The 12,353-nt window shown below is 31.3% G+C and carries 13 protein-coding genes; all 13 read right to left on the bottom strand.

Annotated features, from left to right (window positions below):
* Nucleotides 1-25 precede the first annotated feature (25 nt).
* The 13 genes from rodA to rsxE all read right to left on the bottom strand — a co-directional run bounded on the left by rodA (nucleotide 26) and on the right by rsxE (nucleotide 12,353).
* Nucleotides 26-1,156 carry a rod shape-determining protein RodA gene (gene rodA, locus IC213_RS09070; RefSeq protein ID WP_227434080.1) on the bottom strand — a complete coding sequence of 377 codons (1,131 nt, stop codon included), beginning with the start codon at nucleotides 1,154-1,156 and terminating at the stop codon, nucleotides 26-28.
* 84 nt (nucleotides 1,157-1,240) lie between these two features.
* The gene (gene minE / locus IC213_RS09065; protein WP_054273171.1) at nucleotides 1,241-1,525 is read right to left on the bottom strand and encodes a cell division topological specificity factor MinE; all 285 of its coding nucleotides are present in this window, start codon (nucleotides 1,523-1,525) and stop codon (nucleotides 1,241-1,243) included.
* Nucleotides 1,526-1,542: 17 nt separating this feature from the next.
* The gene (gene minD, locus IC213_RS09060; protein WP_227434079.1) at nucleotides 1,543-2,340 is read right to left on the bottom strand and encodes a septum site-determining protein MinD; all 798 of its coding nucleotides are present in this window, start codon (nucleotides 2,338-2,340) and stop codon (nucleotides 1,543-1,545) included.
* Between the two features lie 23 nt (nucleotides 2,341-2,363).
* Entirely contained in the window at nucleotides 2,364-3,047 is a 684-nt protein-coding gene (minC, locus tag IC213_RS09055; RefSeq protein ID WP_227434078.1) for a septum site-determining protein MinC, read from the bottom strand.
* 98 nt (nucleotides 3,048-3,145) lie between these two features.
* Nucleotides 3,146-6,124 carry a penicillin-binding transpeptidase domain-containing protein gene (locus IC213_RS09050; RefSeq protein ID WP_227434077.1) on the bottom strand — a complete coding sequence of 993 codons (2,979 nt, stop codon included), beginning with the start codon at nucleotides 6,122-6,124 and terminating at the stop codon, nucleotides 3,146-3,148.
* Between the two features lie 11 nt (nucleotides 6,125-6,135).
* Nucleotides 6,136-6,624 carry a rod shape-determining protein MreD gene (mreD, locus tag IC213_RS09045; protein ID WP_227834669.1) on the bottom strand — a complete coding sequence of 163 codons (489 nt, stop codon included), beginning with the start codon at nucleotides 6,622-6,624 and terminating at the stop codon, nucleotides 6,136-6,138.
* Nucleotides 6,625-6,639: 15 nt separating this feature from the next.
* Nucleotides 6,640-7,533: a rod shape-determining protein MreC gene (gene mreC / locus IC213_RS09040; RefSeq protein WP_227434075.1), complete on the bottom strand. Its 894-nt coding sequence runs from the start codon at nucleotides 7,531-7,533 to the stop codon at nucleotides 6,640-6,642.
* A gap of 9 nt (nucleotides 7,534-7,542) precedes the next feature.
* Nucleotides 7,543-8,604: a rod shape-determining protein gene (locus IC213_RS09035; RefSeq protein ID WP_269469188.1), complete on the bottom strand. Its 1,062-nt coding sequence runs from the start codon at nucleotides 8,602-8,604 to the stop codon at nucleotides 7,543-7,545.
* A 70-nt stretch (nucleotides 8,605-8,674) separates the two neighbouring features.
* Nucleotides 8,675-9,334, bottom strand: coding sequence for a RadC family protein (gene radC, locus IC213_RS09030; RefSeq protein WP_227434327.1), 660 nt, complete (start codon nucleotides 9,332-9,334; stop codon nucleotides 8,675-8,677).
* A 44-nt stretch (nucleotides 9,335-9,378) separates the two neighbouring features.
* Entirely contained in the window at nucleotides 9,379-9,963 is a 585-nt protein-coding gene (locus IC213_RS09025) for a Maf family protein (protein ID WP_227434074.1), read from the bottom strand.
* A 219-nt stretch (nucleotides 9,964-10,182) separates the two neighbouring features.
* A complete protein-coding gene (locus tag IC213_RS09020; protein WP_227434326.1) occupies nucleotides 10,183-11,154 on the bottom strand; it encodes an RnfABCDGE type electron transport complex subunit B in 972 nt (323 codons plus the stop codon).
* A gap of 15 nt (nucleotides 11,155-11,169) precedes the next feature.
* A complete protein-coding gene (gene rsxA, locus IC213_RS09015) occupies nucleotides 11,170-11,745 on the bottom strand; it encodes an electron transport complex subunit RsxA (protein ID WP_054269663.1) in 576 nt (191 codons plus the stop codon).
* Between the two features lie 14 nt (nucleotides 11,746-11,759).
* Nucleotides 11,760-12,353 (bottom strand): electron transport complex subunit RsxE, encoded by a 594-nt coding sequence (gene rsxE, locus IC213_RS09010; protein WP_227434073.1) that lies wholly within the window; start codon nucleotides 12,351-12,353, stop codon nucleotides 11,760-11,762.

Genomic DNA, 12,353 nt, shown 5'->3' with positions numbered 1-12,353 from the left:
CAATTTATGTTTAGAACTCTTACACTTAGAAATTTATTTTCTTTCTTCTCATACACACATTTAGTACTAATCCTAGATTGGCTAAAGATGTTAATAGTGAACTTCCTCCATAACTTACAAAAGGTAATGTTACTCCTGTTACTGGAATTAACGCAACAGTCATAGCAATATTTTGAATTATCTGGTAAGCAAACATACCCATAACACCAACTACAATGAGGGTCCCATAAAAATCCTTAGCATCTCTTGCAATTGCTAAAATCCGTAATAAAAATATTGCAAATAAGATTATAAGCACTGTCATTCCTATTACACCAAGTTCTTCACCCACAACAGCAAATATAAAGTCACTATCTTGTACTGGTAAGAAATCTTCTTGGTTTTGACTTCCATTATACAGACCTTTTCCAGTCATACCACCAGAACCTATCGCTATCAAAGATTGCATAACCTGATAGTTTCCTTTTAAGGTTACATCTTCTGGATTTAGGAAGGCTTCTATTCTTACTTTTTGATGGTCTGCCATCATTAAATACATCAATGGCATTGATACCAAGAGTATTATTATTCCTCTTTTTATTAGCTTAGAACTAAGACCTGCTGTAAACAGCATTGCAAATACCATACAACAAAATACAATTCCTGTTCCTAAGTCTGGTTGAGCAAGTAGTAATCCAATGAATGGGAGAGAATAAACTACAACAGGTATAACCTCTTTTAATGTATTTAATTTATCCTTCTTTGTCTCAAGTATCTTTGCATAACTAAGTATAAATGTTAATTTTACTATTTCAGAAGTCTGCAAATCAAGTGGACCTAAGTTAATCCAAGACCTCGCACCGCCTTTTTCAGTACCAATTCCAGGTAATAAAACTACAGCTAATAAAACAAGGCTTATTATATAAAGAGCCTTATAGTACCTTCCTAGAAGATTATAATCAAAAAATAGTATTACTATAATCATTCCTATTCCAAGCACAAAAGCTAGTCCTTGCTTAACTAATTGATTATATGAACCTGTAGAATTAGCATGTGTTGCACTACTAAGTATAACAAGCCCAAAAATAAAGATAGCTAATACTGTAACTATAAGTTTCCAGTCTAACTGTTTTATCAACTTAATTGTCGACTTATAATTAATATTGATTTTTTTCAAAGAATCACCGTCTTTCTATCTTTAAACATATAATTAAATAAAAGGGGCATATACCAATAAGGATATCCCCCTTTTAAGCACTAATTACATACATCTATCTTTAATATTCTTTAATGGTATATTAGCAACTAATGCAGATACAGGTTTGTCATCATGTTCACCTCTGCATTTAGACATTTTGATTTCAAGGCCATCTTCTTCTATTTCTGCATAGTTGGCTATTACTTTTAAAATATCTGTTTTTATCATCTCTAAAAGTTGTGGTGAACAATCTACTCTATCATGAACTAAAACTAGTTTTAACCTCTCTTTAGCAACAGATTTACTAGTTTTAGCTTCGTTAGAAAAAACTCTAAATAAATCTAACACAGATGTATCCTCCTTTGCTACTTAGCCATGCTAAACATTTTTTTTAGTCTACCAAAGAATCCATCTTCAACTTCAAGTTCAAGTAGAGGAACTTCTTCATTTAGTATCCTTTTTGCGATATTTTTGTATGCTTGACCAGCAAGAGATTTTGAATCAAGTATTGCTGGTTCACCTTTATTTGTTGATATAATTATACTTTCATCATCAGGAACAAGACCTAATAAATCTATTGCTAGTATCTCTATTATATCTTGTTTGTCCATCATGTCTCCACGCTTAACCATATCATTTCTAATTCTATTTATAACTAATCTTATTTCTTTTATTTCATTTGCTTCTAATAGACCTATTATTCTATCTGCATCTCTTACTGCTGATATCTCTGGATTTGTAACCACAATAGCTCTATCTGCACCTGCTATTGCATTTTTAAATCCTTGTTCAATACCTGCTGGGCAGTCTATTATTACATACTCGAAAGATTCTTTCAATTTTTCACATAGGTCAACCATTTGCTCAACTGATACAGCGTTTTTATCCCTAGTTTGTGCTGCTGGTAATAAATATAGATTATCAAATCTTTTGTCTTTTATTAGAGCTTGCTTAAGCCTACAAGTTCCTTCAACAACGTCTACTATGTCATAAACTATTCGATTTTCAAGACCCATTACTACATCTAAATTTCTAAGTCCAATATCTGCATCTACAACTACAGTTTTTTTATTTTCTAGGCTTAGCGCAGTTCCTAAGTTTGCTGCGGTAGTAGTTTTTCCAACTCCACCTTTACCGGATGTTATAACTATAACTTCGCTCATAATACTACCCCCTATTTTTCTTTCTATTTGTCCAACTTTGACAAATAGCTTTCGATTACAATTCTTCCATTACTCACAAAGGCTATTTCTGGGCTAATTTCTGATTCAATTTCATAATTTTCTTCATCATCTGGAGCTTCTGCAATATTATCTGCTATTTGCAATATTTTTGGATTAAGATTTCCAGCAACAACATAAGCAAACTCATTGCCCTCTGAACCTGCATGCACAAAACCTTCTATTTTCCCCATTACAAAAACATTTCCTCCTGCTACAACCTTAGCGCCAGCATTTATATCTCCCATAACAACTGTATTTGATTTTGAAATGACCTTTGAACCAGGTCTCATATCATTTAATATGACTACATCACCTTCAAATTCAATATTTTCGCCAGATCTTAGGGTATTGACATATTTTGTTTGAAAATTATTATTTTCTTCAATTTTTTGATCTTCAACAAATTCCACATCAAATCTAGAAGTAATTCCTTCTTTTAATTCTAGAATCTCCATGTCAGTTAAATAATCACTGTTAATTTTACTAATTTTAGCACCATTAAAAAAACCAACATACGCTTCCAATTTGTTTATTATATTTTCTTGTATTTCTTCAAATGGAGCTTCTCTTTTTATATTTACTATTATCCCTCTTTTATTACCCTTGAACTCTACTAGTTCTTGACTACAAATTTCTCTTAAAGACATAACAACCTCCAGAGTGATATATCATTTATATTCTTCAAATGCGCTTTAAACCCTTTTATTTTTTCTACATAAAGCTAAAGTTTATAAATGGATTTAACTTATCTATTGATTTGTGACTCGAAATTTATATTTTCGTCAGAAGAATTATTAACATCATCCGTCTTGTTGTCTTTTTTACCATTAGTTGGCTCTAATCCCATATATGTTCCAATAACTTCTCTAGTTGGTAAAAGTGAGAATACACTTGAATCACCTTGAGGAATTACACATACAACAGCTATTTCTGGGTCATCTGCTGGTGCAAATGCAACAGTCCATGTAAAAGAACCATAATCTGCTTTAAACTTATCTATTTGGTCATCTGTTATTTTTGGATTTAATTCTTTTATAGCTTTTCTTAAATATGAAGAATTCACTTTATCAGTATCCTCTAATTTAACTTTTACTCCATCTTCTAATTCTTCTTCTAATTTCTTTCTTTCTTCGTCTTTTAAATCTTTATTTTCTAGTTTTTTCTTTATTTCTTTTTCTTTAGCTAATGAAAGTTCTTTTTCTTTTTCTGCCTTCATCTTATCAGCCATTTTAATTGCATCATTTAGATTAACATTATAAGATGACATATGACTCTTTAAATATTCATATTCATTATCTGTAGGTATTTTACCACTTTTCTCAGCTGTACCAGTCTTTGCTGCTACATCTATTGGGAAATCAGCAAAAGCACTTTTTGCTGTACCTTGTCTAGCAACCAATTTCATACCTTTTGTTAGTTCCTTTAGATTGTCTGGATTTTTGAAAGGTATTTTTTCCACTTTCTTTTGGTCATTAATTTTTACTGATGAATAATCACTTGAAACAGCTCTATCAACTACAGATAATTCTACTAAATTACCTCCATTTGCTATAGCAGCTACGTATCTTGATATTTGAGCTGGTGTATAGGCATTTTCACCTTGCCCTATAGCTAAGTTGAATGTATCAGCAGTACTCCATTTTGCAAAGTTAAAGTAACTAAATACCGCCATATCCGCTACATCTTCCACTCTATTTTCTTTAACATCCAATTTTTTCAATCTATTCATCGTTTCTACTCTACCAGGAGTTTTCTTTTCAGCTGCCCAACTTACAATTTCATCAATTCTTTTTTCGTATTCTTTAGGATTTTTATCTCTAGTTATATCAACAAAGTCATTGGCCATTTCTCTATCTAAAGCTGATTTTAACAATGCTTGTGTTGATTTTAATTTATCCTCTGTGCTAGGCACCTTACCTGCTCTTTCTTCTACTTCGTCTTCAAGCCCAGTATTTTCATCTAATCCAAATAGTTTTGCATACTCAAGTATCTTATTTGCATTCATATCTATACCAATACTTTTTCCATCTGGCCATGTCTTACCTGTACCAATAGTTGCCATATATATGTTACAAGACTCTTGTATAGCTTTATATAAATTTGTCATACCATGATTTCCTCTACCATGGTTCCACACATAGTCCCCAAATGATTTTTTCCCTAGCATAATAACTCCAGGGTCATTTATAGTGAAATTTGGATTTAGACCATTTTCTAAAGCTGCCATTGAGGTTACCATCTTAAATGAAGAACCTGGCTGGAATTCCCCTTGTGTAACTAAGTTTAATAGTGGACTTCCTGCTAGTAAGTCATTTGGATTCTTTGGTTGTAGTGCTTTATAGTCTTCTGTAGAAATACCCTTTGCAAATTTATTTGGGTCATAGTCAGGATAACTTGATGAAGCTAAAACCTCTCCATTTTTAACATCAATAGCTATAAGAGCTGCTGATTGTGCCTTTCCTGCATATGCACTAATTGGCTTATCCCCAAACTTACTTTTAAAAGTACCTCCTTTTGAAGCAACTTCTATTATCTGTTTTAATGCATTATCTGAAACTTCTTGTAAATCTTTATCTAATGTAAGGTATACAGTATCTCCTGATTTAGGTTTTTTTGATTCAATTTCTTTACTGATTCTACCCAATGCATCAACTTTAACCATTTTATAACCATCAGTTCCTCTTAGCTTGCTTTCATTACTTTTTTCTACTCCTGCAAGACCTACCATATCTCCTGTTTTATATCCTTTTTGTAGATATGATTCTATTTGAGTTGATGGCATTTTTCCTACATATCCTAACATATGTGAAGCTAAAGTTCCATTAGGATAATATCTTACTGGTTCAACTGCTACTGAAACACCAACAAGGTCCATAGCACTTTCCTCAATCTGTGCAATGGTAGTTTCTCCTACATCTTTTGCAATTGTTACTGGATTATATTGAGAATATCCTTTTGATTTTATTAAATCTCTTACAACCATTATTTTTCTTGCATCTTCATTACTTAAACTTTTATCAATCTTAAATGCATCGCTATTTCTTACTTTTTCAAACGCTTTTTCAGCACTCAAATTAGTCTCTTTTATTTTATAACTGGCCAACCAATCTCTCTTATCTCTCTCTGCTGTAAACATCCATTTACTAACTAAAATAGGAGGATAGTATCCATTTTCATTTAGTTTTGCTTGTAATTTTGTTGCATCTAACCTTTTATCTTCTTGAGACAAGATTCCTGCTGATATAAGTTTATCTACCAAGTAATAAAAACTCTCTTTAGCATTATAATCACTTGGTATTCCATTTTCTGATTTATATTCTCTAATCTCTCTGTCATATGTATAATAGTACTTTCCATTTTCTACATATATAGGAAATTCATCTACATATTCTTCACCATTTTTCTCAAGTAAATTTATAAGCTTCAATGATATTTCATTTGCTCTTGAACGCTTATTAGCATCTTTTTTATTAATATCGTTACCTGAAACTTGAACAGTAAATAAATTTTTATTTCCTGCTAGCAATCTTCCATATCTATCTTTTATTTCTCCCCTTGGAGCCTCTATTGCCAATTTTTTATATGTTTTATTTTCAGCTAACTCATTGTAGTATTCATATTTAAATGTAGTCATGTAGACTATTTTTACTAAAATAGCTAAAAATATCACGCTTATGACTATTTTCATTATTTTAAATCTATCAACTTGTTTATTTTCTTCCATGAAATCACCAACTAATCTTCTTTAAGTTTTAAAACTGCTCTTTTAGACAAGCGATATATTATTAAACCAATTAAACTATTCACTATTGGTGCTACTAGTAGACCCTTTACTAAAAGTGTTGATATGCTATAGCTTTGATAGATTATACTAGATGTACCTATATTGACAATTGAATCAATTAAACTTCCTATTAAAACCAAAACGAAAGTAATAATATAGCTACCTTTATATAGTTGATCCCTCATGTGTCCAATCGCATATGCAATAACAAACAAAACTAATGCATTTACACCAAGAATTCCACCAATGGTTATGTCCTTAATAAGCCCTATTATGGCTGCTATAATCCCACCTTCTAATTCATCCAAATAAAGAGAAATTATAGTTACATATATAAGAACTAAGTTAAAGCTTATTCCAAAAATATTTATATAATTTGTTATACTATTTTCTAGAGTCATAACCACAATACCCAATAGACAAAGTAAAACTTTTTTCATTGTTTTTTATCCCCTTTATCCTATATTTCTTGGTTCTATGACTACAACGTCATCTATATTCTTAAAATCAACATAAGGTTTTACAACTACATATTTTAGTGATTTATCTTTATCATCAATTACCTTTTCAACCTCACCAATTGGTATGCCTTCTGGGAAAAATCCAAGACCAGATGTTGTTATTATATCTCCTTGAATTACATTATATGATGAGTCAAACATATAACCTTGTAAATAACCTTTACTATTATAACTATCCTTATTGTCTAAAGTAGTATTTTGAGTAATTGCTCCTTTAGCACTAGCATTTTTTGCTAATTTAAAACTTACAGATGATTTAGAATCTAATAGTGAAATTGCCTTACTATAATCGTTGGAAACTTCATAAACTATACCAACTAGACCACTGCCATTCATAACTATACTTTCTTTTTTTACACCTGAATTTTTTCCCGCACCTATTATAAAACTCTCATACCAGTTTCCATCATTTTTACCTACAACACTTGTAGAAATACTCGTTGCTTTATATTTTTCTTCTACAAAGCTAAGTGTCTTCTTTAATTCTTCTAATGATTCTGTCTTGTCTAATTTGGTATTTAAAGCTATAACATCTTTTTTAAGCTTTTCATTTTCTGATTCTAATTTTTTTACCTTTTCAGAGTTATCTCTATAATTTAAGATATCTTTAAAACCATTTTTTATAAATGAAAATCCATCATTTATTCCTTTTCCTACACTTGTAATAGCATCTGATGCTACACCTAAGTTTACTGGGCTTCCACTTGAAAACTTACCAATTGATATACCCACAATTCCAATTAAAGTGATAGCAACTACGCCCGTTGCTATCACTTTAACATTAATCCTTTTTTTCTCATTTTTATTCTTGTCAAATCTCAAGGCCATCACCAACTTCTAATTTTTAGCATTCATCATTAATACTTTTTCAAAAATTTCTTGGTCTTCAACAGACTTTCCTGTTCCAAGTGCAACACAATCAAGAGGAGCTTCTGCTATTTGAACAGACATTCCTGTTTCTTGTGTAATAAGTTTATCAAGACCTCTAAGTAAAGCTCCTCCTCCTGTTAGCATTATTCCGTTTTCCATTATGTCTGATGCTAATTCTGGTGGAGTCTTTTCTAATGTAGATTTTATAGCATCTACTATTGAACTCACAGGCTCTTTTAATGCTTCTCTAACTTCTGTAGAACATATTTCTATTGTTTTAGGTAACCCTGATATTAAATCTCTACCTCTTATTTGCATATTTATTTCTTCATCATCTTTAAATGTAGAACCTATGCTAATTTTAACATTTTCAGCAGTTCTTTCACCTATCATAAGATTATATTCTTTTTTTACATAGGCAACTATAGACTCGTCAAATTCGTCTCCACCAATTCTTATAGATTTAGCAGTAACAATTCCTCCTAGAGATATTACAGCTATTTCTGAAGTACCTCCACCGATATCAACTACCATATTACCTTCTGGCTCTTCAACCTTTAATCCAGCTCCTATAGCCGCTGCCATTGGTTCCTCTATAAGAAATGCATCTTTAGCACCAGCTTGTCTTGCAGCCTCTTCTATAGCTCTCTTTTCAACTTCTGTAACTCCAAAAGGAACACATATAGCTATTCTTGGACTTACAACACCTTTTTTATCAGCTGCTTTTTGTATAAAGTAACTAATCATTGATTGAGTTATATCAAAGTCAGCTATTACTCCATCTTTCATTGGTCTTATAGCTACTATATTTCCTGGTGTTCTACCTATCATTTTTTTAGCTTCTTCACCTACTGCTAAAACTTCTTTACTGTCATCTCTTATTGCAACAACTGAGGGTTCTCTAACAACAATACCTTGTCCTTTTATGTAAACTAATGTATTTGCAGTCCCTAAATCTATTCCCATATCCTTTGTCATCTTGTTAAAACTAAAAAAACCTCTTTTTTCTTTCTTTTTTTCCTTAGCCATGATTTTACTCCTTCCTACTAATTAAGAATCATGTTTAAAACATTCTCCTACTATTTTATCACATATAAAGTCAAATTATCATATTTTCTTTAAAGCTAAAGTATAATCCATCTCCAATTATTATATGGTCAATTATTTCAATCCCAATTATTTCTCCACATTTAATAAGTCTTGATGTAATATTTTTATCTTCCTTTGATGGTTCTACACTTCCTGAGGGGTGATTATGCATCACTATTATTTTACTTGCACTTCTCTTTATAGCTTCTTTAAAAACTTCTCTAGGATGGACTAATGATGAGTTTAAAGTCCCTACAGATATATCTACATCAGATATTATCTCATTTTTTGTATTTAAAAGAACTGCCTTAAAAACCTCTTTTTTCAAATACCTCAGACTATTCATATAATATTTATGTATATCCCAAGGATTTTTTATTTTATACTTCATAGGTTTAAAACTAGCTACTCTAAAGCCTAGTTCTAAAGCTGCTTTAATTTGGGCTGATTTTGACAATCCAATTCCATCTATATTACACAGCTCCTCTATTGTCATTTCCTCTAAATGTCTAATACCCTGAATATCTTTATTTATTATATAGTTGGCTAACTCGATTGCATTTTTATGTTTGTTACCAGTTCTTAAAAGTATAGCCAACAATTCAGCATTTGATAAGCTTTCTACTCCTTCAGCAAGCATCTTTTCTCTGGGTCTTTCCTCTAGTGCCATTTCTTTTACCTTAATGGTTGAATTAAATGACTTTTTCAGATAAATCACACTCCATAAAAAAGATTTATATTAAAATGTTCCTTTAACAAGTCACCTAACTTTGAAATTGGAAGTCCAACTATATTAAAATAATCGCCTCTAATCTCTTCAACTAGCAAAGCTCCATATCCTTGTATTCCATAAGCTCCTGCTTTGTCAAATGACTCTTTAGTTTTCAGATAATCCTCAATATCTTTTTCTGATAACGTTTTAAATTTTACATTGCTGATTACATAGTCAATTATTTTTTTATCTTTGCACAAGTTTATTAAGCTAATACCTGTTATGACTTGATGCTCTCTTCCAGATAGTCTACTTAGCATGTCTCTTGCACAAGACTCATCTTTAGGCTTTCCTAAAATAGCATTATCTAAAACAACAACAGTATCAGCTCCAATAACAACATCTTTCTTATGTTTAGATGCTACAAACATACTTTTTTCAAAAGCTAATCTCATAACTAAATGTTTTGGTGCTTCACCTTCCAATATAATCTCATCAATTTCACTTTTAATTATATCAAATCTTACATTTGTATTCTCTAGAATTTCTTTCCTTCTTGGAGAGGCTGATGCCAAGATTATATTCATTTATTCACCTCATTTGTACGTAATTTGTACCTATTTAGTCTATCACTATATTGTAAAAAATTCAACAGAAATGTCGAACCTTTTTTGTTACACTATTGTTATATTTATTACCAATAAAATAAATATACATAAAATAGAGGTATGGAAATTATTCCATACCTCTGTTTTATGTACTCATTAGAGATATGGAAATTATTCCATATCTTTATTTTGTCCATATTACAAAATTTTAATAGCTTTCTTTGGACATTTTTCCATACATAAATGGCATCCTACACATTTGTCTGCATCTACCTTATGTTTTTCTTTTAATTCACCTTCTATTGCATCAAACTTACATTGTTTTTTGCACACTGTACATCCCACACAAAGTTCTTGGTCAATAGTAACTTTCTTTCTTTTAGCTATATCACCTGATATTACTTTTGTAGGGCATTTTTCTACACATTGCATACAACCTACACACTTACTAGGGTCTATTTTAGCTATTTTGTTTTCAAATATTATTGCATCAAATTTACAAGCTTTTACACACATTCCACAACCAATACATCCAGCAGTACATTTTTCTTTAACAGCTTTACCAAATTCTTTGCTATTACATTCTACAACTATTGATTGGCTTTCTGGTTTTGTAATTATTATACCCTTAGGGCATGCTTCTTTACATTTTCCACAGTTAACACATTTTTCTTCATCTATTACTGCTACTCCATCAACTATAGAAATAGCATCAAATTTACAAACAGTCTTACATGTTCCAAGACCTAAACATCCAAACTTACACATTTTAGCTCCTGAATTTAAAACATTTGCTGCTCTACAATCAGATATTCCTTCATACTCATATTTATCTTTTGCACTTGAGCAAGTTCCTTTACAAATAACTTTTGCTACTTGTTTTTCACCTGCTTCAGCACTTACGCCCATTATTTCTCCAACTTTTGCACCAACATCTGCTCCACCTACAGGGCAACCATTAACTGGTGCTTTTCCTTCAACTATCGCACTTGCAAGACCTCCACATCCTGGGAATCCACAACCACCACAGTTAGCACCTGGAAGTACTCCTAGTATAGCTTCCACTCTTTCGTCTACTTCTACAGCAAACTTTTTAGATGCAAAATCTAATACTATCCCGAAGATTAAGCCCATAACTCCTAAAACTAATACAGCTGTAAGTATCACTATTTTCACCCCTCTTTTTTATAGCTTTATAAGTCCTGTAAATCCTAAGAAAGCTATTGACATTAAACTTGCTGATATAAGTGTTATAGGGAAACCTTTAAACGCTTCTGGTATATCAGCTAATTCTAGTCTTTCTCTTATACCTGCGAATATTACTATTGCTAAAGTAAATCCAGCTCCTGCTCCAAATCCGTTTATTATTGTTTCTACTAAATTATAACTTTTTTGAACATTAACTAGAGCTATACCAAGAACTGCACAGTTTGTAGTTATAAGAGGTAGATAAACTCCTAATGCTTGATATAAAGATGGACTCATCTTTTGAATTACCATTTCAACGAACTGAACTATAGAAGCTATAACCAATATAAAAGCTATTGTTTGTAAAAATTCAGTTCCAGTCTTTACTAATAAAATTTGTATAAAATAAGTTATAATTGAAGCTAGAGTTAGAACGAATGTAACTGCAACTCCCATCCCTACTGCTGTATCAACTTTCTTAGACACTCCTAAGAAAGGACATATACCCAAGAACTGAGATGTTATAACGTTATTAACAAGAACGATACTTAAAAATAAAAGTATTAAATTCATTTATTACACCTCCACTACGCTTTTTTACTTCTTAATTTATTAAATCCTGCAAATAAGAATCCTAATGTTAAGAATGCACCTGGTGGTAATATAAATATTAATACTGGTTGGAAAGATGCTCCAAATAGTGTCATTCCAAATAAACTACCATTTCCAAGTAATTCTCTTACTGCACCTATTACTGTAAGAGCAACAGTAAATCCAAGACCTTGACCTACACCATCAACAATTGAAGCTAGTGGACCAGTTTTAAAAGCAAAACTTTCTGCACGAGCTAGTATTAAACAGTTAACAACTATTAATGGTATATATATACCAAGAGCCTTATCAAGAGCAGGAACATATGCTTTTAAAACCATTCCTACTATTGTAACAAATGTAGCTATAATGACTACAAATATAGGTATTCTTATCTTATCTGGTGTGATTTTTCTTAGTAATGATATAACTAAATTTGCACATATTAAAACTGCTGCTGTTGAAAGACCCATACCGATTCCATTTATTGCTGAAGTTGTAACGGCTAGTGTTGGACACATACCTATAACTTGCACAAATGTTGGGTTCTCATCTATTAGCCCATTTTTAAATACTTTAGCTAAATTCAT

Origin of the sequence: Clostridioides sp. ES-S-0049-02 (assembly GCF_020658465.1) — a bacterium.
Lineage (GTDB): Bacteria > Bacillota > Clostridia > Peptostreptococcales > Peptostreptococcaceae > Clostridioides.
Note: the sequence above shows the minus strand (reverse complement) of the source record. Positions and strands in the feature narration are given on the sequence as shown.

Coding starts and splice junctions, on each gene's coding strand:
- minD (WP_227434079.1), bottom strand. CDS start 2,340: ATGAGCGAAGTTATAGTTATAACATCCGGTAAAGGTGGAGTTGGAAAA.
- minC (WP_227434078.1), bottom strand. CDS start 3,047: ATGTCTTTAAGAGAAATTTGTAGTCAAGAACTAGTAGAGTTCAAGGGT.
- IC213_RS09050 (WP_227434077.1), bottom strand. CDS start 6,124: ATGGAAGAAAATAAACAAGTTGATAGATTTAAAATAATGAAAATAGTC.
- mreD (WP_227834669.1), bottom strand. CDS start 6,624: ATGAAAAAAGTTTTACTTTGTCTATTGGGTATTGTGGTTATGACTCTA.
- mreC (WP_227434075.1), bottom strand. CDS start 7,533: ATGGCCTTGAGATTTGACAAGAATAAAAATGAGAAAAAAAGGATTAAT.
- IC213_RS09035 (WP_269469188.1), bottom strand. CDS start 8,604: ATGGCTAAGGAAAAAAAGAAAGAAAAAAGAGGTTTTTTTAGTTTTAAC.
- radC (WP_227434327.1), bottom strand. CDS start 9,334: ATGGCACTAGAGGAAAGACCCAGAGAAAAGATGCTTGCTGAAGGAGTA.
- IC213_RS09025 (WP_227434074.1), bottom strand. CDS start 9,963: ATGAATATAATCTTGGCATCAGCCTCTCCAAGAAGGAAAGAAATTCTA.
- rsxA (WP_054269663.1), bottom strand. CDS start 11,745: ATGAATTTAATACTTTTATTTTTAAGTATCGTTCTTGTTAATAACGTT.
- rsxE (WP_227434073.1), bottom strand. CDS start 12,353: ATGAATTTAGCTAAAGTATTTAAAAATGGGCTAATAGATGAGAACCCA.